This is a genomic window from Asticcacaulis biprosthecium C19 (assembly GCF_000204015.1).
In the GTDB taxonomy this organism is placed as follows: domain Bacteria; phylum Pseudomonadota; class Alphaproteobacteria; order Caulobacterales; family Caulobacteraceae; genus Asticcacaulis; species Asticcacaulis biprosthecius.
This window is the reverse complement of sequence record NZ_GL883077.1, coordinates 1,820,188-1,839,337: the sequence shown is the minus strand read 5'-3', so window position 1 is coordinate 1,839,337 and position 19,150 is coordinate 1,820,188. Positions and strand designations below refer to the sequence as shown.

Here is a 19,150-nt window from a genome sequence, read left to right as displayed (position 1 = left end):
CAGCTATGGGACGGCCTGACTCTTGAAAGGTTGCCCATGCGCGCGTTTGCCCTTCCCCTGTTCGCTGTCCTGAGCCTTGGTCTGGTCCAGTGTTCCCCGCAATCCGGCGAAGAGGAGGCCAAGCCGACCGACTTCCGCTCCACGGTCGAGGTCAAGCTGACCCCGGCAACTGTGGCGAAGCTCGGTGAAAAGGGTGAAAAGGTGGTGCTGAAGGCATTTTACTTCGGTATCGTGACCCAGGAGACAGTGTCTCTGGCTGATCCGAACGACGGCACTATCCATCTCGGTACTGACATGTACGACCCGAAAGTAAAGGACGGCCAGACCGTCCATCTGACAGCCAAGGCGATTGACCGGGCGAAACTGGGGCAGATTTCCCAGGGCAAGCCGATCGTCCGTCTGGAGACCTACGCAGCGAAGGACGGCAAACGCGTCGAGACGATGCTGTGCAACGACACCCAGGACTATGTCGAAGTTCTGCAGAAACAGGTTTACACCATCCGCTGCGACCTCAACCAGCAGTAAATCGGCCTTACGTCTCCTCCCCACGTCGTAGCGAGGAAACGAAAAGACAATCTGGCAGCTATCAGAACCGCAGCGGCCAGGTCCGGATATTGATCCTCGCCGCCTGAGCCGCCGCTACGACGTCCGACCGTGTCTTCACGGCTTGCATCGCCGCAATGAACCCCTTGTCGCGTTCGCCGAACGGCAAGGCCGGCAGGCCGTTCTGCATGAACATGATCACTGATAAACGGCTGTCGGGATCGTTGATAGCCGCGATCAGGGCCTTGGCCGCGCCTTCGCTGTCGCCGGCGCACAGGGCCGGCTTGACCCGCAGCAACGGCTGTGTCGCCAGCGCCTCAACCGCCTGGGCATAGGCCGGTTCATCACCGGCATAGGCATAGGCGCAGGCCCGTGTCGCCACCAGTTGATAGCGGTCGTCCTGTTCCATCGCTTCCGGCACCAGCGTTGCGGCCAGGTTCAGAGCGTCCTTTTCGCGGCCACTGTCGGTCAGGTAGTTCATGAAGATCAGATTGTGATCGATGGCATATTCCGGCGTCAGCTTGGCGGCACCGTCCTTGAACGCCTTGTCGGCATCGACATAACGGCCCAGATCGGCCAACAGCGACCCTTTGTCGGTCAGAAGACCGGGATAGGATTCCACGCTCTGGAAGTTCTGCAGACCATACTGATCCACCAGATTCAGGATGCCGTCCAGTTGGGTCAGGGCCAGGGCACTCTGGTCATTGGCGCGTTCCAGCATGATCAGGTAGCGCAGCCCCATCAGTTCGGCCGGGTTTCCGGCGACACGGGAGGCATTGGCCTCGATCTCGCGCACGATGACCGGGCGGACATCGATCGGCGGGACACTGGGATCGCTCAGTTCACCGTCACCCTGAGCGATCACATAGACCAGGCTGTCCTGGGCGATATCCTGGCGGTACAGCCGGGCCCGGGCGTCGTCGCCGACAGCGATGGCCTTGCGCAGGCCTTCGACCCGCAGGAACCCGATCAGCGGACGCATGGCAGGATTATGAGCCTGCCAGCGCACGTCCTGCAGGCGGTTCAGCAGGCCAAAGCTTGCCTCCCCGTCAACCGCGCTCAGTTGCACCAGCAGCCCCAGGACAGTCATGTCGGTCAGAGCGGGCGCTGTTGTCGGGAAACGCTCCAGGCCTTCGTTAAGCGAGGTGCCGGCGGCCAGGACCTGACCATCGACCATCAAAAGGAAGACGTGCAGATCATAGGCGGCAACCGTGGCGTTGGTGCGCTTGATATTGCTGGCCGACAGGGCGATGGCGGCCTTCATGCCATCGGTCTGGGCGGTACAGACGATCAGGGCGGCGCGCATCTGCGCGGCCATGTTCGGATCGGCCTGGTCGAGATAGGGGTCGTTCCACAGCAGGTTCAGCGGCGCGCGCGCCGACACACAGTCTTCGCCCTGCAGGGCCGCAGCCGCCTGCATGATGGCGATCGCGGTACCGGGGCTGGTTTCCGGCGCGTCGGCGGCCGAAAAGGCGGGCGCAGCCGCGCCTAGGGCCATAGCCACGGCCATGCCGCCTATCCCCAGACCTTTGTACCAACGCACTTTGCGACCGGTCTTCATACCGTCCCCCGAACTCAAATCAGCACCCACCATAAATCGTTAACCTACTGTAGCGGCAAACGAACACCCGGCAAGCGAAAAGGCGGTACCGGTCTGCGCTGGGGCAAGGGTGTGGCCGATTACGCGCATTGACGCCCACCGTACCGGAACGTAAATTGTGGAGAGTTTTTTTGGGGAGGATGACATGCAGGTTCGGTTGGGATTGGGCTTTTTCAAACGGGTGGCGGCCGCAGCGGCCATGCTCACTCTGTCGGCGTGCAACATGTTCCCGGTCGGTCCGGACCTGGCCAAGGCGCCGACGCCGTTCGGCAACGCCGCCCAGGTCGACATCGCCAACGCAGATGAAGGCATGGACGTTCAAATCCGCCATACGCCCGACGGCGACAGGATCACCCTCACCTATCCGATGCTCGGCAAGAAGCCGTACGAAGGCGATGTCACCTATCACGCGATAGACGGCACCGCGGCTGAGACCAACTGGCTGATCGCGGCCAATGTGTTTCAGTCGGCCGACCGTTCGGTCTATGCCATCCTCAAATACCCGAAGGGAACGACCTTCGCCCCGGGCAGCGAAACCGAGGGCTCGATCATGATGGTGACCTGCGTCATGCGCATGCCGTCCGAGGCCGAGATCGAAGCAAAGTATAACGCCGACGACAACGCGACCGAAGAGGAACAGTCCGAGATGCTGGCCAGCGCCTTAGGCGACATCATGGGCGGATGCGACTTCAACACGATCGAAGAGGTCCATGCCTTCGGCCCCAAGGTCCTCGCCGCCGCCCAGGAAGAAGCCGACATCAACGCCAAGGTCCCGGCCAGCCGCCAGGAAGACAATTACGAATGGAAGCCGGTTACCATCACGGTGCCCTAGACGCCGTAGATCAGCCCGGCGGTTCCCCATTCTATGACGCTTACAACCTTTGTCACTTGACGATCACAGATCCGTGATCGACACTGTCTTCAGGAGGCGATCATGAAACACTTGGCTCTCGTTCTGGTGGCCGCTTTGGCCCTCACCGGCTGCAACAAGGTTTTCGACGACCAGTCCGTCGTCGGCCCCGACCTTAGCGGCGATGGCCCGTTCGAAGGCGCGGCCGAAGTCGTCATGACCGAGCCGTTTCGTATCGATGGCCGCGACAAAACCCGGCACATAACCATCAAACCCCGCGCCGGCGAGGATGCCGGTACGGTCATCAATCTGACCTCCAACACCGAAAAGCCGTTCAATGCCGGCGTCACCTGGCATGCCTTCACCCCCATCGTCGCCGAGACCAACGCCGACGCCCGAACCTACTGGCTAATGGGCTTCAACCTCACCCGCACGCCGGACCGCGCCGTCTACATGATCGTCCGCTATCCCCGCGGGCTAGAGCTGAAATCCGGCCTGACCAGCGACGCCTTCGAATACCTGAGCCTCGATTGCGGCGACCTCGACGTCGCCCGCCATCCGCCCGAGCACTACGCCCCCGTCGCCGAAGGCAAGGAGCGCAAGGAAACGCCGCTTGATCCTGCCCCCGAAGCCGGCGACTGCGAGTTCAATTCGTTGAACGAGGCCCGCAAGCTGGCGCCGCTGGCTTTACAGCGCTACGACCAGGTCAAGCATTACGAAGACGCCCCTACCGCCGACTGGAACCAGCTAAAGGTCGAGGTCAGGTAGCCTTGCGCACGGTGCGTATAATGCGCTTGTAGATCACCTCCGACTTCGTCCAGGCATTGCCACCGCTTGTACTGACAAACTGAACAACCACCGTGTCGATATCCTTGTGATAGCGAGCTATGCTCTGATACCCCGGCAACAGACCGGTATGCTCGTAGTCATAGATGGACGAATAGATGGCCTGTTCGTTATCATCCAGCAAGGCACCATTGTTTAGCGCCCTTAGGAAGACTCCGACATCCTGGGCGGTGGCCACCATGGATCCGCCTGGGTTGACATAGTCGAACGACTTCAGGTCGCCGTCATAGCCGATGATATAGCCGCTGACGACATCCGCCGGGTTGACGTCGCTTAATTGGCCATAGGTGTGGGTCAGGCCCAGAGGTGTCAGGATTTCGGCCTTGATGTAATCACGGTGGCTGTAGCCCAGGACCTTGTCGAGGATGGCGCCGACGAGCACGTAGTTGGTGTTGGAATAGCTGTGCCGGCTGCCCGGCTTGAAATCCGCTGGCTTGCCCAGGATGAGGCCGAGGCTCTCGGCACTGTCGCGAGGCCTGTCCCAATAACCGGGCACATCGGTGAAGTTGGGAATGCCGCTGCGATGTTGCAACAACATTCGCAGCGTAATGCGATCAGCATTGGCGATGCGTCCGGCCAGGTCCGGCAGATATTCCGCCAGGGTACCATCCAGCGACAATCGCTTGTCCTCGGCCAGCTTGGCGGCGGCGACAGCGATATACAGCTTGCTGATGCTGGCGATCTTGAACAGGGCGTGGGGATCGGCCGGTGCTTTGGCGTTTCGGTCCTTCCAGCCGGCAGCGTAAAAGGCTGGTGCCTTGCCCGCCTGGTCGACATAGACGATGACGCCGTCCATGCCGTGACGGTGCGCATCGTCGACCTGCGCCTGAACCGTTTGCGGCAGGGGCGCGAAATAGGCATAGCCGACGTCCCACGGCACAAAGACCGCGGCACAGACAATGGCCGCGGCGAAGGCAACAAGCCTGAACAGCCACACGTGGCGTTTCATCAGATGAAGTCCCGCTTTGTGTTCTGAACAAGCAAGGTCACAACGATCACCGACACGGCGACCAAAAGCTGCGCCGCTACAATCCCGACCGCCGTCGGGTTCCACACGGCGACCGCCCCCCAGATATGCTGCGAGATGGGATTGAGGAAGGCGATCGCCCACAGATAGCCCGACGTCGCCATCTCGAAGAGCGCAATACACAGAACGGTCATGCCCAGATTCTGGGACACCAGGCTGACAGCCAGGATGCAGGTATAGGCAACGAAACCGCCCAGGAAGACCATCGTCACAAACGGCACGCCGCCCAGCGGGAACAAGCCCCTCGCAAAGGCGAAATAGAAGGCAACAGCACTGATCGCCGCCCAGAACAGGCCGAAAACCGGCAGGTTGACCCACAGCTTGGCTCGGGTGAATTCCTTCACGGTGACGGGCAGGCTCATGATGAAGGCCTGGGTCGACTTTTCCTTCTCCAGGACGTTCGTCTTCATCAACATGACGATGCCGCATGTACCCGCAGGTCCGATCAACAGGATGAAGCCGAAATTGCCCTGTACCACGGCCGGTACATGGTCCCAGATCGCGGCCAGAATGGCAATAAAGATGAGGCTGACCACGACGAAGGTGAGGATGATACGGCTCAACAGCCGAAGGTCTTTGCCGACCAGTTGCGGAACGATCGAGGTGCTCATGACGCGACTTTCATCTGGATGTTGGCCTTGGCGCTAAGGACGATGCTGAGGAAGATCTCTTCCAGGGTCAGACGCTCGACAGCAGTCACCGTCAGGCCGGCCTGGGTGAACTGCGCCGGCAGCGCATCGTCATACTGGTTGACGGTAACCGTCCATATCTGGCCGCTTTGCTGCGCCTCCTTGATATTGGGCAGGTCGGGCAAAGGCCGGTTGTGCGGATTGGTCAGGCGCAATCTCCGCCATCCGTCGAGGAAGTCTTCCTTGTTCGAGGATTCCACAACACGACCGCCATAGATGAAGGTGATGTAGTCGGAGATCTGCTCGACATCCAGGGTGTTGTGCGACGAGAACAGAATGGACCGCGTCTCGTCGGCCAGCGCGTTCATCATTTCGTCGAGCACCTCTTTGCGGACCGCGGGATCCAGGCCCGTCGTCGGCTCGTCGAACACCAGCAGGCTGGGCCGCCGCGCCAGGGCCAGCACAAGCGTCGCCTTGACTCTCTGGCCATGGGACAGGCCCTTGACCTTCTGCTTTTCGTTGAGATCCAGCCGGCGCAACAGGACCTGGGCGTAGTCATCATCCCACGAGTCGAAGATCGACCTGACAAAGTCCATGTGGAAGGCGATGGTTTCGCTCTCGTAGAGCCGCATATCCTCGGCGACAAAGCCGATGTGGCGTTTTGCGGCGATCTGGTCGTGCGGCATGGCATGGCCCAGGACCCTGATCGAGCCGCTGTCGGGACCGATCAGCCCCATCACCATCCGCATGAGCGTCGATTTGCCGGCGCCATTGGGCCCAACCAGGCCCATGACCGTACCTTGCTCGAACGACAGGTCGACATTCTGCAAGTGAAAATGCGGGTAGCGCTTGCTGACGCCTTCGCACTGGATTGCCAGAGGCAGGTCCATGGATGTAATCCCCTATTCCAGATACTGTTTTAGTATCTGCATGACTTTGTCGTCCGGTAGCCCCAGCGACTTGGCCAGCCTGCCGGCCTGCTCCAGATGCTGGATCATCTCTTCGCGTTGAAGCGACCTCATATTGAGCGCGTCACTGACCCGGCTGCCCCTGCCCTGCTGGGTGACGATCACCCCTTCTCGTTCCAGTTCCAGATAGGCGCGCTTCACTGTGATGACGCTGACCTTGATGTCGATCGCCAACTCGCGGATGGACGGCAGGTCTGTGTTGGCCGGCCAGTCCCCCACGGCAATCCGCTGTTTTATCTGCTCCATGATCTGCTGATACATGGGGCTGCTGTCGGTCTGGGAGAACACGAAGCCGAATTTCATATACACAGTATATACAGTTACGACGTGAGGGCAAGGGGGTGGCGGGGAATAATTCGACTCGGCGGGGCGTCGGACGAAAGGCGGGGTCAGGAAACCCCAATCCGTCGCACATCCGGATAGATGTGGTGAATATAGGGTGAGAGCTTGTGACCCGCTGCGATGCCCAGGCCTGCCTCCGCTACGCGATAAGCCGTCTCCCACTTAGCTGCGACAGTCGGGCCTTTCATGTCGGCATCGTTGACGAAGCCGACCAATAACAGATGGGCATCGACTCCCGCCTGACGCAAGAACCACAAGTGTGCGATACGGTTGGCCAGTTGGTAATATCCCGTCAGCCACGGTGTGTGGTCCAGCACGCCCAGATCGTCGCACACTTGGCGAAACGCCGCGCTGATACGCGCTTTGGATGCCTCACCTGCGGCGCAGGTCGACACCATTTCCTTCAAATAGGCCTTGGCTTCAACGAGGACCACCTTGTCGCCTGCCCTTCCGAGTGCATCCCATTGCGGTCCACGGGCGGGCCAGAACGCGGCAAGATCGTGGGCGTGGTGGCCCAGCTTTACACAATCAAGAAAAGCAGCATCGCGGTATTCCGCATAATCGTCCGCCTTCAAAGGTGATAGCCAAGTGACGTCACCCAACTCAACATGCTGCAGCACTTCGGGTTGCCCGTTCACGCATAGCTGCAACCACTTGAGACTACCGCGCGTTCCCTGCTTTTGTTTGACTTTCATGCCTTGTCCCTATCGCATTCGAAGCCACAGGATGGCAGCATCGCCTCTGTAGTCAAGGGCTGCGGCGTCTACGGCCAAGGCGCCTCACGTCAATGAAAAAGCCCCGTCCTAAAGGAGGACGAGGCTTTTTCATTGAAGGAAAAGACCTGGGGCCGCAGGCCCCAGACCCCATTAGCTGTCCAGGAAACTCCGCAGCTTCCGCGACCGCGACGGATGCTTCAGCTTGCGTAGCGCCTTGGCTTCGATCTGACGGATACGTTCCCGGGTCACCGAGAACTGCTGACCGACTTCTTCCAGCGTATGGTCGGTGTTCATACCGATGCCGAAGCGCATCCGCAGCACCCGCTCTTCGCGCGGCGTCAAGGACGCCAGCACGCGGGTCGTCGTCTCACGCAGGTTCGACTGGATCGCCGCATCGATCGGCAACACCGCATTCTTGTCCTCGATGAAGTCACCCAGGTGCGAATCCTCCTCGTCCCCGATCGGGGTTTCGAGCGAGATCGGCTCCTTGGCGATCTTCAGCACCTTGCGGACCTTTTCCAGAGGCATGGCCAGCTTTTCAGCCAACTCCTCAGGCGTCGGTTCACGGCCGATTTCATGCAGCATCTGACGCGACGTCCGCACGATCTTGTTGATCGTCTCGATCATGTGGACCGGGATACGGATGGTCCGCGCCTGGTCGGCGATCGAACGCGTGATCGCCTGACGGATCCACCACGTCGCATAGGTCGAGAACTTGTAACCGCGGCGGTATTCGAACTTGTCCACCGCCTTCATCAGCCCGATATTGCCCTCCTGGATCAGATCCAGGAACTGCAAACCGCGGTTGGTGTACTTCTTGGCGATCGAGATCACCAGACGCAGGTTGGCTTCGACCATTTCAGTCTTGGCCTGACGCGCCTCGCGCTCGCCCTTTTGCACCGTCTGCACGATGCGGCGATAATCATCGACTGCCACGCCCATATCGGTCGCCAGCGTAATGATGTCGGTACGGATGCGCGAAATCGCCCCGCCCTCGTTGTCGATGAACTTCTGCCACCGCACGCCCATGTCGCGCACCTTGGATTCCCATTGCGGGTCCAGTTCACGCGAATAATAGGCGCCGAGGAATTCCGTCCGCGAAATGCCGTAGGAATCCGCCAGGCGCAGCAAGCGGCCTTCCAATTGCATCAGACGCTTGTTGATGCCGTAAAGCTGCTCGACCAGGGCTTCGATACGCTGGTTGTTCAGCTTCAAGGTCTTGAGATGGCGGGTAATCGTCGCCGTCACTTCGTCATAGGCCGCGCGGTCCGCCGGATCCAAGGGCGAACCCTCCAGCTTGGCGGTCAGCATCTTTTCCTGCGTCCGGCGATAGGTCTCGAACTCGCCGGCAATGGCGTCCAAGGTCGCCATCACGCCGTCGCGCAGCTCCGATTCCATGGCCGAAACCGAAGGACCGGCGCCGTCGTCGAAGTCGTCTTCTTCCTCTTCTTCCGGCTCAGGCTTCTTTTCCTGCTCGTCCATCGGGACGTAGTCGTCGTCCTCATCGTCGTCCGACTTCTTCTTGGCTTCAACCGGCTTGGCCTCGACCACAGCCTGAGGCTTGGGAGGCTCAGGCGGCTTCGGCGGCTCAGGTGCCTTCACGACCACGGGCGCAGGCGCTCGCATGGCGATCACGCCGGCATCGACCTCTTCCTCTTCGCCGTCTTCGCCCAAGGCGCCCGGAGGCGGACCTTCCGACGGACCGCCACCATAGGTGCCTTCCAGGTCGATGATTTCACGCAGCAGGATGCGGCCGGACCCCAGTTCTTCGCGCCACACCATGATGGCTTCGAAGGTCAGAGCGGATTCGCACAAACCACGGATCATGGTGTCGCGACCGGCTTCGATCCGCTTGGCGATGGCAATTTCGCCCTCGCGCGACAGCAGCTCGACCGAGCCCATTTCGCGCAGGTACATGCGCACCGGGTCATCGGTACGGTCATAGGCCGACGTCTTGGCCGTCTCGACCAGGCTCCCCGACTCCTCGCGCACCGCGACTTCAGTCGTCTCGCCGGCTTCTTCTTCCGACTCAATGACGTTCACGCCCATCTCGGTGAGCATGGCCAGGGTGTCTTCGATCTGCTCGGAGGTAAATTCCTCCGACGGCAAGACCTTGTTCAGCTCGTCCATCGTGACGTAGCCGCGCGCCTTGGCGGCCTTGATGAACTTCTTGACCGCGGAATCGGTCAGGTCGAGCAACGGGCCGTCGGACGAGGCTTCCGATTCAGGTTTTTCTGCCGGTGTGCTCATTTTGTCACGCTCATATGGGTCTCCGCGGGTCAGCGCAAGCGCCCGCCAAATGGTCTTATTCCAGAAACTTCGTCAATGAACCCTTAACCCAAGCAATTGAGTCTATAAGGTTTTACCAACGTTATTCCTGCCAGATCTGTCCGCTACGAAGGGTGCGCCGCAGGGCATCGCGTTCCAGCTTGAGCCGTGAAAAAAATTCTGTCCCAACACGATCACGGGAAGAATTCAGCGCACGTTCCAAGGCCGTCAAACGCGACATCGCGTTGAACGCCTGTATCCAACGGGCATGAGCATCGGCGAGAGAGATGTCCGGTGACAGGAAGGGCGCGCCTGATTTCAGGGCCGCCTTTTGTATCTCGCTTAATAATGCACCAAGTCCTTGGGAGTGCAGATGGCGGCTCAACCCCTCGCTGTCAAGGGGGTCACCACGGAAACTTATCGCCACCAGGGTGCGCGCCAGCGGGTCCAGCGTCTCATCACCGAAGCCGAACGCCTCCAGCCCCTCGACCTGATCCGACATCCAGTCGGGATGATCCAGCAGCCCCTGGGCGAGACAAGCCGAAATCGAATCCAGCGCCCGCGACAGCTTGACCGCCGCCGTGCGAGACTCCTGCAGGGCCGGCGCCAGATAGACCTCACCGCGCTTGCGGAACTCGCCCTTCTTATACGGCTGGAAGCTGCCCTGCCCTTGCGGCTGGGGTTTGGCGGCAAACATTTCGTCATACCGCGCCAGCAGATCATGGCGGTAGCTGTCGGCCAGGTCCTTGTCTTCGATCTGCGCCGCCAGGGCGCGCAACCGCTTCTTGAAGCCCGCCTTGCGTTCGGGCGTGTCCAGCGGCTCCAACTCGGCCTCGCGCTGAAACAGCACGTGGACGAAGGGCTTGGTATCCTTCAACGCCTCGCGCAGTGCCAAAGCGCCCTTTTCGCGCAGTACATCGTCGGGGTCCTTGCCGCCAACGATCAGGCAGACCTTAAACGACTTCCCGGGTTTCAGCTTCGGCAGGGCGCGGTCCAGCGCGCGATAGGCTGCCCTCTGCCCGGCCTTGTCGCCGTCGAAACACAGCGTAGGCTCCGGGTGACGGCGCCACAGGATATCGATCTGTTCTTCGGTCAACGCCGTGCCAAGCGGCGCCACCGCCGCCACCTTGGCGCGCTGGCAGGCGATGACATCCATATAGCCTTCGACCACCACCAGGTCGGCATGGTGCTGCTCGGCACCCAGGATCTTCAGCGCCTTGGGCAGGCCGAACAACATCTGGCCCTTGTGAAACAGCGTCGTATCCGGGCCGTTGAGATACTTGGCCTTTTCGTCGGGGTTTAACGCCCGGCCGCCAAAACTGACCACATGTTCGCGCTGGTCCTGGATCGGAAATATCAGCCGGTCGCGGAACCGGTCATACGGCGCCCCGCCGCCCTCAACCTCGATCAGCAGCCCGCATTCGACCAGTTCCGACACCTTGGCGCCCTTTTGCACCAGGGCATCCTTCAACGCGGTACGCTCCTTGGGCGAATAACCCAGGCCGTAGGTCTGGATATCCTCGGGCGACAGACCACGCTTGGTAAGATAGTCGCGCGCCGCCTGGGCGCCGGGATTACGATCCTGCAGCCGCGCCATGAACCACTTCTGCGCCAGATCCATCCAGTCATTGAGCGACTGGCGCTTCTGTTCGAAGGCGCGGGTCTCTGGGGTGACGGCGGGCAGCGCCATGCCGGCTTCGGCGGCCAGTTTCTCAACGGCCTCGTTGAACGACAGCCGTTCGGTTTCCTGCAGGAAGGTGATGATGTCGCCGCTCTTGCCCGACGAAAAGTCGTGGAAGAAGCGCTTCTGGTCGTTGACGTAGAAGGACGGCGTCTTTTCCTTGCTGAACGGCGACAGCCCGACCCATTCTCGGCCATTACGGCGCAGCTTAACCGACTTGCCGATGACCTCGGAGGCCGGCAGGCGGGTTTTCAGCTCATCCAGAAAGTGATCGTCAAATCGCACTGTACGCCTATACGCCTTCGCACACCGTCCCAAAAGGTCCTTATACGGGCGATTCGACAAAGCTCCGATTTGGGCTCACGTCGCGTTAGAGAAATTGTGACCGATCGAGACCGATTGAACCTCGCTATGGGGCCACGGAACGCCGCGCCGCGGCGTCACAGGCATCTCGGAACATCAAGCGATTCAACCGGCTGCGCGAAGCGCCATTGTGACGAAAGCCCGTGGGCGCTACGCCCCCAAGCCTCCGGTTCTCGAATTCCGTGAATTCCGTTTGCGGCCGCAGGCCGTTTCCGTGGAGCCGCTCAGCGGCGTTCCGTGGTCCCCTTAACAGGCTGCAAACGTTAGGGATGGACTGGCTATGGTCATCAAGCCCTGAGCTTGTAATAGCTGCTGATGCGCGCATAGTCCTACCAAAATACGCTAAAACACTTGGGAGAGAAAACGACATGCTGGCCAGGCTCCGCCTCTTCATCGCGATGCTGTTCGCCTTCGCCGCCCCGGCCCAGGCGAAAGATCCGATGCCGATCGGCGTGGTCGGCCTGTCGCACGACCATCTCCACTGGCTGTTCGGCAATCTCAAACGCGGTGACGTTAAGATCATGAGCATCGTCGAAAAGGACCGCGCCCTGGTCCGCCGAAAACAAGCCTATTCACTCGCAGTTGGGCTTCACAACGCACCTACAGCGGGCTAGCTTACGGTTAACCGACTGTCATCGAACACTCAAATGGGAACTGGCGGATAATAGAAACGAACGCAGACCTGCGTCTGCAAAGTTCCGCGAAGGCGACATTTTGTCGCGTCGCATTAAAAATGGCCGCCGGGTGTTTAACTCCAGTGTAAAAGAGCTTGTCGCGGGGACTATGAGTCTGCTCATTAACGGAAAGCCGATCTATTTTACTGTTAATCGAGTGCTAGTCGCGCATTGAAGCGAATTCATTGGTTGAATTTGATACTTTTTCACCTTTAAACTTGGAGTTTGCAATGCGCATCCCTCGATCCCACAATTCCCATCCAAAATTCCTTTTTGGAACCTTGGCGGCAACCATAGTCTTGTCCGGCCTCACCGCCTGCAAACCTCCTGAAAAGGCATCGATTACCCGCCACGAAATGAACCCACCGTGGGAGGAAGTTAATGGCTATACTCAAGTGGTAGAGGTGAATGGCGTAGTCTATCTTTCTGGCGTAGCCTGCAGTGGCGAGACTTATGCCAAGGCGATTCCTGACTGCTACAGTCAACTCAAAGTAATATTGGATAAGTTAAATCTAAAGCCAGAAAATATAGTAAAAGAAACCGTATATACAAAAGACATAGATGCATTCAAGGAGCAAATTCCTGCGCGCAAATCATTCTATGGAAATGGTAAATACCCGGCAGCGACCTGGATCCAAATTGATCGCCTATATCTTCCCGAAATGGTCGCAGAAATAGATACAATTGCCGTCCGAACGGAATAATTTCGCAAAGGCATGATGAGGGCGAAAATTTCTCCATGCTTAAGGCAGAAACAAATAATAACAAACAATGATACAAGTAACAGGCGACGCGATCTTCAATTTTCGCGTCGTCACCTTCTGAAGTTTTATCATTAGGCTGAAAATAACATCAGTGTTCTTTATTTGCCCTCGTCCGATCCAAATGACAATTGACACGTGGACGGCCCAAATAACGACAATCGCGCCGCTTACAAAAGTCCTTTGCGTTGGGTAGGACTATTCATCGCAATGATCAAGCCGGTCGCCATGCCCCAGGGCCCGGCCTTCATACCAACCTGTCCTGACGCCAGCCCGGTCGTCGTCACGCTGGTCGACAATCAGACCACCATGAGGGCCACGACCGTCACCCTCACCAAGCCCTGCACTTTGCATTCAGAGCCAAACACCGCATAGTCCATCCCAAAACATGCCGAAAATATGGGAGTGACACGACATGCTGACCCGGTTTTGCCTACTGATCGCGCTGCTGTTCGCCATCGCTATACCGGTCCAGGCGAAAGAGCCCCTGCCGATCGGCGTGGTCGGCCTGTCGCACGACCATGTCCATTGGCTGTTCGGCAACCTGAAGCGCGGCGATGTCAAAATCGTCGGCATTGTCGAAAAAGACCGCGCCCTGGCTCAGCGCTATGCCGACCAGTACGGGTTCAGCATGGACCTGGTCTATGACGATATCGGCGCCATGCTGGATGCGGCCAAGCCCCAGGCGGTCGCCGGCTTCGGTCCCATCTCCGACCATGTCAAGATCGTCCGCGCCGCCGCGCCGCGCGGCGTCCATGTCATGGTCGAAAAGCCCCTGGCCCTGAACGCCGCCGAAGGCCGCGAAATGGCCGGTCTGGCGCAGAAGCACAATGTCCAGGTCCTGACCAACTATGAAACAAGCTGGTATCCGTCGGTGGCCGAAGCCAAATCCATCGTGTCGGCCGGCGCTCTCGGCCCGGTGCGCAAGATGGTCATCCACGACGGCCATCAGGGACCGAAAACCATCGGTGTGTCGAAGGAGTTCCTGTCGTGGCTGACCGACCCGGTCCAGAACGGCGGCGGCGCAGTCATCGACTTTGGCTGCTACGGCGCCAACCTGATGACATATATAAACGGCGGCCTGCGACCGGTGGCCGTGACAGCGACTTTGCGTACTTTCCAGCCCGGCAACTACCCGAAGGTCGATGACGAGGCGACCATCATTGTCGACTATGCCGACTCGCAAGGCATCATCCAAGCGTCGTGGAACTGGCCGTTGTCGCGCAAGGACATGGAGATCTACGGCACCACCGGTCAGATCATCGCCGACGACCGCGACACCCTGCGCCGCTGGGATGCAACACCGGAAAGCATGAAGACATCCGAACTGCCTGGCCGCACCGCACCGTTTGACGATCCGTTTGCCTGGTTCAGCGCGGTGATCGCCGGCGAGGTCACGCCAGCCCCATACGATCCGGGTTCGCTGGAGAACAACCTGATTGTGATGGAAATCTTGGACGCCGCCCGCGAAAGCGCCCGCACCGGCAAGACCGTGACGCTCAGGCCTTGATCCTGGGACCGGCTGTGGCAAGCTTGCGCTGGCATAACCGGAGGATTCGCCATGCAGGTTACCACCACCAACACGATCGAGGGTTCGCACATCTCCCAGTATCACGGCATCGTCACGGGCGAAGCCATCCTGGGCGCCAACATCTTCCGCGACTTTTTCGCCGGCATCCGCGACATTGTCGGCGGCCGGTCGAACGCCTACGAAGAGGTCCTGCGCGAAGGCCGTGACGCGGCTCTGCGCGAAATGGAGGCCGAAGCGTCCAAGCGCGGCGCCAACGCCATTGTCGGCATCGATATCGACTACTCCACCGTCGGCCAGAGTGGCAGCATGCTGATGGTCAGTTGCTCCGGCACGGCCGTAACCATTCAGCCCGGCAGCCTGGTCCGCTAAGAAATCACGCCGTTGCGCGACACGGAACGGACGTTGCGTGCCGCGTACAGCGAGTTCGAGGCCAGTTGGCTCACCGCGCCGAGGCCCAAGGCGTCCAGAAGCGCCCGGATCTTGGCCAGCCGGTCGCTCAGTTCGCTGCGGCGAACCTCCAATTCGGCGCGGCGCACCTCCATGGCCGAGATTTCGGCTTCCAGTCCGGCCTTTTCCTGCTCAATCGTGTCGATATCCGCCGAGGTGAGAAGAATGGCGGGTGTTTCGTTGGTCATAATGCACGCCCCTGTTCTTATATATTCAGCACAAGCCCCCAACTGTTAACCATTCACATGACAACGTTATGACACTGGCCATTTCGCGAAATCGCCGGATGACGCCCAGATAAAGCATTGACCTGAAGGATTCATGTCCCTATGTGTCCGGCCGTTTGCGCGCCCAGTACCTGGACATGGCCCCAACAGGAGATTCCCCGAATGACCCCAGAGACCAACAATCTGCTTGAAGGTTGCACGGGAGTCCTGGTCCTGGCCGACGGCACGGTCTATCAGGGCATCGGTTGCGGCGCCGCCGGCGAAGTCCTGGGCGAGGTCTGCTTCAACACCGCCATGACCGGCTATCAGGAAATCCTGACCGATCCGTCCTATATGGAACAGATCATCGCCTTCACCTTTCCCCACATCGGCAATGTCGGCGTCAATGCCGACGACGTCGAGCAACTGGGTCCAGAAACTGAAAATGCCCCGAAGCGCGCCGCCAAGGGCGCCATCTTCCGCGACGCTCCGACCCCGCCGGCCAACTGGCGTTCGACCCTCAGCTTCAATGACTGGCTGACCGCACGCGGCATCGTCGCCATCTCTGGCATCGACACCCGCGCCCTGACCCGTCGCATCCGTGAGAACGGCATGCCGCACGGTATCGTCGCCCACGATCCGGCCGGCCATTTCGACATCCCGGCCCTGGTCCAGAAGGCCGCCGCCTGGAAGGGCCTGGACGGCCTCGATCTGGCGGTTGACGCCACCGTGGCGCAACAGGCCGGCTTCACCACCGACCTTTGGCAGTGGCCCCAAGGATATACTGAAGGAAAGCGCTTTACCCAGGGCACGAAACACGAATTCAAGGTCGTGGTGATCGACTATGGCGTCAAGCAGAACATTCTGCGCGCCCTGGTCAATATCGGCGCCGATATCCGCATCGTTCCCGCCAAGACCTCGGCCGAGGAGATCCTCGCCCTCACCCCGGACGGTGTCCTCCTGTCCAACGGTCCGGGCGACCCGGCCGCCACCGGCGAATATGCCGTTCCCGTGATCCGCAAGATTGTCGATGCCGGCGTACCGGTCTTCGGCATCTGCCTGGGCCACCAGATGCTGGGCCTGGCGCTGGGCGCCACCACCATCAAAATGGCCCAGGGCCACCACGGCGCCAACCACCCGGTCAAGGACGAGACCACAGGCAAGGTTGAGATCGTCTCGATGAATCATGGCTTCGCCATCGACCAGGCCACCCTGCCCGCCGGCGTGGTCGAAACCCATGTCTCTTTGTTCGACGGCAGTAACTGCGGCATCGCCATGACCGGCAAACCTGTGTTCAGCGTTCAGCACCATCCGGAAGCCTCCCCCGGACCGGTCGACAGCCTCTATCTGTTCGAACGCTTTGCCCAAAACATGCGCGCTTACAAAAAAGTCCCCGCCTGACTGCGTTTCACGCGAAAAAGCAGTATAATCCCGCTATGATAGCTGTCGCGCATGCGCGACTCGCTGCATCTGCGCTGCAACCATGTTTTCGCTGGACGAGGGATGATGTCGGACGCCGCGCCGGATAAGCCGAATATTCTCGCCGTCGACGACGACGAGTCCATTCGTGAGCTGATCAAGGCCGGCCTGAGCCGCCGGGACTTCCGCGTGTTTCTGGCTGACGGCGGCCAGGCAATGGACGCTGTGCTGGCCGATACGCCGATCGACCTGATTATCCTGGACTCGATGATGCCGGGGGAAGACGGCCTGGCCATATGCGAACGCCTGCGCGCCAACAATGGCCCGCCCGTGATTATGCTTAGCGCCCGCGGCGACGATGTCGCCCGTATCGGTGGCCTGAATCTGGGCGCCGAAGACTATATGGCCAAGCCATTCAATATCGACGAACTGGCCCTGCGCATCCGCATCGTCCTGCGTCGGACGCCGGCCGCCGTGCGCGATGAGGTTGATGTCGTCCGCTTCTTCGGCTGGAGCCTGGACAACCGCACCCGCCGCCTGTCCTCTCCGGCCGACAAGATGCTGATCCTGTCGCCCGCCGAGTTCGCCGTGCTGCACGTCTTCCTGGCCCAGCGCGACCGCCCCCTGCGCCGCGAACAGGTTCTGGAGCGGATGTCGGACCTGCACGATGATTCCACCGACCGGTCCCTGGATACGCTGATCTCACGCCTGCGCCGCAAACTGAAATACATTGGCGCCGACGGCGACGAAGATCTGATCCAGACGGTCTATGGCATCGGCTACATGTTCCGGCCCGTGCGTTAATCACTGAAGATGTCGCTGGCTTCCTCCTCCCTACAAAGTTGGAGAGCTGTCGGCAAAGCCGGCGGAGGGGTACAGGTCGGTGCGATCGCCGCGGTGCCAACCGAACTATCGCCCAAAATTCTGACACCGCGGTAAAACTTGCGACAACGCTGTAAGAATGTTTTCCCGCGGTGTTAAACCTCACACGGCATAGTCATCCCATCGAACGACATATGATGGTGCTAAGATGACGACCTCCAAACTGCATACCCTGCCCCAACTGACCGGCCTGATGCTGATCGCCACCGCTTGCCTTCTCCTGGTTGGCGGCCGCGCTGAGGCCCAGGTCTGCGGCGTTGCCCAACTGGCGCCGGTGGTCAAGGGAGAGGTCTGGCAGGGCTACGGTGAGGCCAATCCGCTGTTCACCGGCAGTGACGCCGTCGGCAGCCGCGGCATCGTCTATCGCGCCAGCGCCAACGCCCTCGTCACAGCCCCGATCGCCGGCCAGGTCGAATACGCCGGCCCCGTCGAAAACCTGGGCCAGGTCGTCATCCTGAACATTGGCGGCGACCGCCGGGTCGTCCTCACCGGTTTGTCGGGCCTGCGCGTGCGCACCGGCGACCGCATCGCCCAGGGCGGCCGCCTGGGCGCCACCGCCCCGGCTCACGGCGAAGCGGCCTTTGTGTACATGGAATTGCGTTGCGGCGAAGAGCCAGTAAACCCCACGCCGGTTAAGACCGTCGCGATGCAATAGTCGGTTTGAAAGTCCCTCACCAGACATCAAACCCCTCCCGCCGCCTCGCACCCGAGGCGGCGTTTTTTTTTCGCGCTGACACCGCAACACGTTAAAAGATTTAAGAATCGGGTTGCGCTGCACACTCATAGCCACTAAAGCACCCGCTTAGCCCAAAACCGGCACCTTACGCCACGACCTGCGCATCCTCGCACAGGCCGCGGCTCGCGCGCGATTACTTGTTACGGAAGACCAAGCATGCCCAAACGTACAGATATCAAGTCCATCCTGATCATCGGCGCGGGGCCTATTGTTATCGGTCAGGCCTGCGAGTTCGACTATTCCGGCGTGCAAGCCTGCAAGGCACTGCGCCAGGAAGGCTACCGTATCATCCTGGTCAACTCCAATCCGGCCACCATCATGACCGATCCGGACGTTGCCGACGCCACCTATATCGAGCCGATCACACCGGAATTCGTCGAAAAGATCATCGCCCGCGAGCGCCCTGACGCCCTGCTGCCGACCATGGGCGGCCAGACCGCGCTCAACACCGCCCTGGCGCTCGAAAACTCCGGCGTCCTAGCGAAATACAATGTCGAGATGATCGGCGCCAAGGCCGAGGTCATCGATAAGGCCGAAGACCGCCTGAAGTTCCGCAACGCCATGGACAAGCTGGGCCTGGAATCGGCCAAGTCGGCCGTCGCCCATACCATGGAAGAAGCCTATGCCGCCCTGGAACATATCGGCGGCCTGCCGGCGGTGA

Annotated in this window: 19 protein-coding genes and 1 pseudogene; 11 read left to right on the top strand and 9 right to left on the bottom strand. The window is 60.2% G+C overall.

Annotation, left to right across the window (positions count from 1 at the left end):
- Nucleotides 1–36: 36 nt before the first annotated feature.
- A complete protein-coding gene (locus ABI_RS08560; protein ID WP_006272522.1) occupies nt 37–525 on the top strand; it encodes a hypothetical protein in 489 nt (162 codons plus the stop codon).
- A gap of 61 nt (nt 526–586) precedes the next feature.
- On the opposite strand, the gene ABI_RS08555 is transcribed toward ABI_RS08560, so the two are convergent.
- Nucleotides 587–2,104, bottom strand: a complete 1,518-nt coding sequence (locus ABI_RS08555) for a hypothetical protein (protein ID WP_006272521.1) — start codon at nt 2,102–2,104, stop codon at nt 587–589.
- A 184-nt stretch (nt 2,105–2,288) separates the two neighbouring features.
- On the opposite strand from ABI_RS08555, the gene ABI_RS08550 reads away from it, so the two are divergent.
- Together ABI_RS08550 and ABI_RS08545 are read left to right on the top strand one after the other, a co-directional pair.
- On the top strand, nt 2,289–2,975 hold the full coding sequence (locus tag ABI_RS08550; protein ID WP_006272520.1) for a hypothetical protein: 687 nt from the start codon (nt 2,289–2,291) through the stop codon (nt 2,973–2,975).
- A gap of 102 nt (nt 2,976–3,077) precedes the next feature.
- Entirely contained in the window at nt 3,078–3,761 is a 684-nt protein-coding gene (locus ABI_RS08545; RefSeq protein ID WP_006272519.1) for a hypothetical protein, read from the top strand.
- On the opposite strand, the gene ABI_RS08540 is transcribed toward ABI_RS08545, so the two are convergent.
- The 7 genes from ABI_RS08540 to dnaG all read right to left on the bottom strand — a co-directional run bounded on the left by ABI_RS08540 (nt 3,754) and on the right by dnaG (nt 11,755).
- Nucleotides 3,754–4,788, bottom strand: a complete 1,035-nt coding sequence (locus ABI_RS08540; RefSeq protein ID WP_040308724.1) for a serine hydrolase domain-containing protein — start codon at nt 4,786–4,788, stop codon at nt 3,754–3,756. The two genes, ABI_RS08545 and ABI_RS08540, sit on opposite strands and share 8 nt — an antisense overlap.
- The gene (locus ABI_RS08535; RefSeq protein ID WP_006272517.1) at nt 4,788–5,477 is read right to left on the bottom strand and encodes a hypothetical protein; all 690 of its coding nucleotides are present in this window, start codon (nt 5,475–5,477) and stop codon (nt 4,788–4,790) included. Before ABI_RS08535 ends, ABI_RS08540 begins: the two co-directional genes overlap by 1 nt.
- A complete protein-coding gene (locus ABI_RS08530; protein WP_006272516.1) occupies nt 5,474–6,385 on the bottom strand; it encodes an ABC transporter ATP-binding protein in 912 nt (303 codons plus the stop codon). The genes ABI_RS08535 and ABI_RS08530 overlap by 4 nt, the downstream gene beginning before the upstream one ends.
- A gap of 12 nt (nt 6,386–6,397) precedes the next feature.
- Nucleotides 6,398–6,766 carry a GntR family transcriptional regulator gene (locus ABI_RS08525; protein ID WP_211211130.1) on the bottom strand — a complete coding sequence of 123 codons (369 nt, stop codon included), beginning with the start codon at nt 6,764–6,766 and terminating at the stop codon, nt 6,398–6,400.
- 86 nt (nt 6,767–6,852) lie between these two features.
- Nucleotides 6,853–7,500, bottom strand: coding sequence for a hypothetical protein (locus ABI_RS08520; protein WP_006272514.1), 648 nt, complete (start codon nt 7,498–7,500; stop codon nt 6,853–6,855).
- A gap of 171 nt (nt 7,501–7,671) precedes the next feature.
- On the bottom strand, nt 7,672–9,771 hold the full coding sequence (gene rpoD, locus ABI_RS08515; RefSeq protein WP_006272513.1) for an RNA polymerase sigma factor RpoD: 2,100 nt from the start codon (nt 9,769–9,771) through the stop codon (nt 7,672–7,674).
- A 121-nt stretch (nt 9,772–9,892) separates the two neighbouring features.
- Nucleotides 9,893–11,755: a DNA primase gene (gene dnaG, locus ABI_RS08510; protein ID WP_006272512.1), complete on the bottom strand. Its 1,863-nt coding sequence runs from the start codon at nt 11,753–11,755 to the stop codon at nt 9,893–9,895.
- A gap of 446 nt (nt 11,756–12,201) precedes the next feature.
- Between dnaG and ABI_RS08505 the strand changes: the two genes are divergently transcribed.
- From ABI_RS08505 to ABI_RS08495, 4 genes are all read left to right on the top strand, one after another.
- Nucleotides 12,202–12,447, top strand: coding sequence for a hypothetical protein (locus ABI_RS08505; protein ID WP_040308723.1), 246 nt, complete (start codon nt 12,202–12,204; stop codon nt 12,445–12,447).
- A gap of 245 nt (nt 12,448–12,692) precedes the next feature.
- A complete protein-coding gene (locus tag ABI_RS24365) occupies nt 12,693–13,211 on the top strand; it encodes a RidA family protein (RefSeq protein ID WP_083811432.1) in 519 nt (172 codons plus the stop codon).
- Between the two features lie 472 nt (nt 13,212–13,683).
- On the top strand, nt 13,684–14,778 hold the full coding sequence (locus ABI_RS08500) for a Gfo/Idh/MocA family protein (RefSeq protein WP_006272507.1): 1,095 nt from the start codon (nt 13,684–13,686) through the stop codon (nt 14,776–14,778).
- A gap of 51 nt (nt 14,779–14,829) precedes the next feature.
- A complete protein-coding gene (locus ABI_RS08495) occupies nt 14,830–15,168 on the top strand; it encodes a heavy metal-binding domain-containing protein (RefSeq protein ID WP_006272506.1) in 339 nt (112 codons plus the stop codon).
- Here ABI_RS08495 and ABI_RS08490 read toward each other — a convergent pair.
- Nucleotides 15,165–15,434, bottom strand: a complete 270-nt coding sequence (locus tag ABI_RS08490) for a hypothetical protein (protein ID WP_006272505.1) — start codon at nt 15,432–15,434, stop codon at nt 15,165–15,167. The two genes, ABI_RS08495 and ABI_RS08490, sit on opposite strands and share 4 nt — an antisense overlap.
- Before the next feature lie 201 nt (nt 15,435–15,635).
- Here ABI_RS08490 and carA point away from each other — a divergent pair, with 201 nt between their 5' ends.
- The 4 genes and pseudogenes from carA to ABI_RS08470 all read left to right on the top strand — a co-directional run.
- Entirely contained in the window at nt 15,636–16,853 is a 1,218-nt protein-coding gene (gene carA, locus ABI_RS08485; RefSeq protein WP_006272503.1) for a glutamine-hydrolyzing carbamoyl-phosphate synthase small subunit, read from the top strand.
- 51 nt (nt 16,854–16,904) lie between these two features.
- The gene (locus tag ABI_RS08480; RefSeq protein WP_006272502.1) at nt 16,905–17,675 is read left to right on the top strand and encodes a response regulator; all 771 of its coding nucleotides are present in this window, start codon (nt 16,905–16,907) and stop codon (nt 17,673–17,675) included.
- Nucleotides 17,676–17,901: 226 nt separating this feature from the next.
- Entirely contained in the window at nt 17,902–18,408 is a 507-nt protein-coding gene (locus ABI_RS08475; RefSeq protein WP_006272501.1) for a murein hydrolase activator EnvC family protein, read from the top strand.
- A 237-nt stretch (nt 18,409–18,645) separates the two neighbouring features.
- Nucleotides 18,646–19,150: pseudogene (locus ABI_RS08470) on the top strand (carbamoyl phosphate synthase preATP-grasp domain-containing protein); the annotation flags it as partial.

Bases quoted from the DNA above. Each gene is read 5' to 3' on its own strand.
- ABI_RS08525 (WP_211211130.1), bottom strand. From the start codon at position 6,766: ATGAAATTCGGCTTCGTGTTCTCCCAGACCGACAGCAGCCCCATGTAT.
- ABI_RS08555 (WP_006272521.1), bottom strand. From the start codon at position 2,104: ATGAAGACCGGTCGCAAAGTGCGTTGGTACAAAGGTCTGGGGATAGGC.
- carA (WP_006272503.1), top strand. From the start codon at position 15,636: ATGACCCCAGAGACCAACAATCTGCTTGAAGGTTGCACGGGAGTCCTG.
- ABI_RS08560 (WP_006272522.1), top strand. From the start codon at position 37: ATGCGCGCGTTTGCCCTTCCCCTGTTCGCTGTCCTGAGCCTTGGTCTG.
- ABI_RS08520 (WP_006272514.1), bottom strand. From the start codon at position 7,500: ATGAAAGTCAAACAAAAGCAGGGAACGCGCGGTAGTCTCAAGTGGTTG.
- rpoD (WP_006272513.1), bottom strand. From the start codon at position 9,771: ATGAGCACACCGGCAGAAAAACCTGAATCGGAAGCCTCGTCCGACGGC.
- ABI_RS08530 (WP_006272516.1), bottom strand. From the start codon at position 6,385: ATGGACCTGCCTCTGGCAATCCAGTGCGAAGGCGTCAGCAAGCGCTAC.
- ABI_RS08475 (WP_006272501.1), top strand. From the start codon at position 17,902: ATGACGACCTCCAAACTGCATACCCTGCCCCAACTGACCGGCCTGATG.
- ABI_RS08480 (WP_006272502.1), top strand. From the start codon at position 16,905: ATGCGCGACTCGCTGCATCTGCGCTGCAACCATGTTTTCGCTGGACGA.
- ABI_RS08505 (WP_040308723.1), top strand. From the start codon at position 12,202: ATGCTGGCCAGGCTCCGCCTCTTCATCGCGATGCTGTTCGCCTTCGCC.
- ABI_RS08495 (WP_006272506.1), top strand. From the start codon at position 14,830: ATGCAGGTTACCACCACCAACACGATCGAGGGTTCGCACATCTCCCAG.
- ABI_RS08550 (WP_006272520.1), top strand. From the start codon at position 2,289: ATGCAGGTTCGGTTGGGATTGGGCTTTTTCAAACGGGTGGCGGCCGCA.
- ABI_RS08490 (WP_006272505.1), bottom strand. From the start codon at position 15,434: ATGACCAACGAAACACCCGCCATTCTTCTCACCTCGGCGGATATCGAC.
- ABI_RS08545 (WP_006272519.1), top strand. From the start codon at position 3,078: ATGAAACACTTGGCTCTCGTTCTGGTGGCCGCTTTGGCCCTCACCGGC.
- ABI_RS08535 (WP_006272517.1), bottom strand. From the start codon at position 5,477: ATGAGCACCTCGATCGTTCCGCAACTGGTCGGCAAAGACCTTCGGCTG.
- ABI_RS08500 (WP_006272507.1), top strand. From the start codon at position 13,684: ATGCTGACCCGGTTTTGCCTACTGATCGCGCTGCTGTTCGCCATCGCT.
- ABI_RS08540 (WP_040308724.1), bottom strand. From the start codon at position 4,788: ATGAAACGCCACGTGTGGCTGTTCAGGCTTGTTGCCTTCGCCGCGGCC.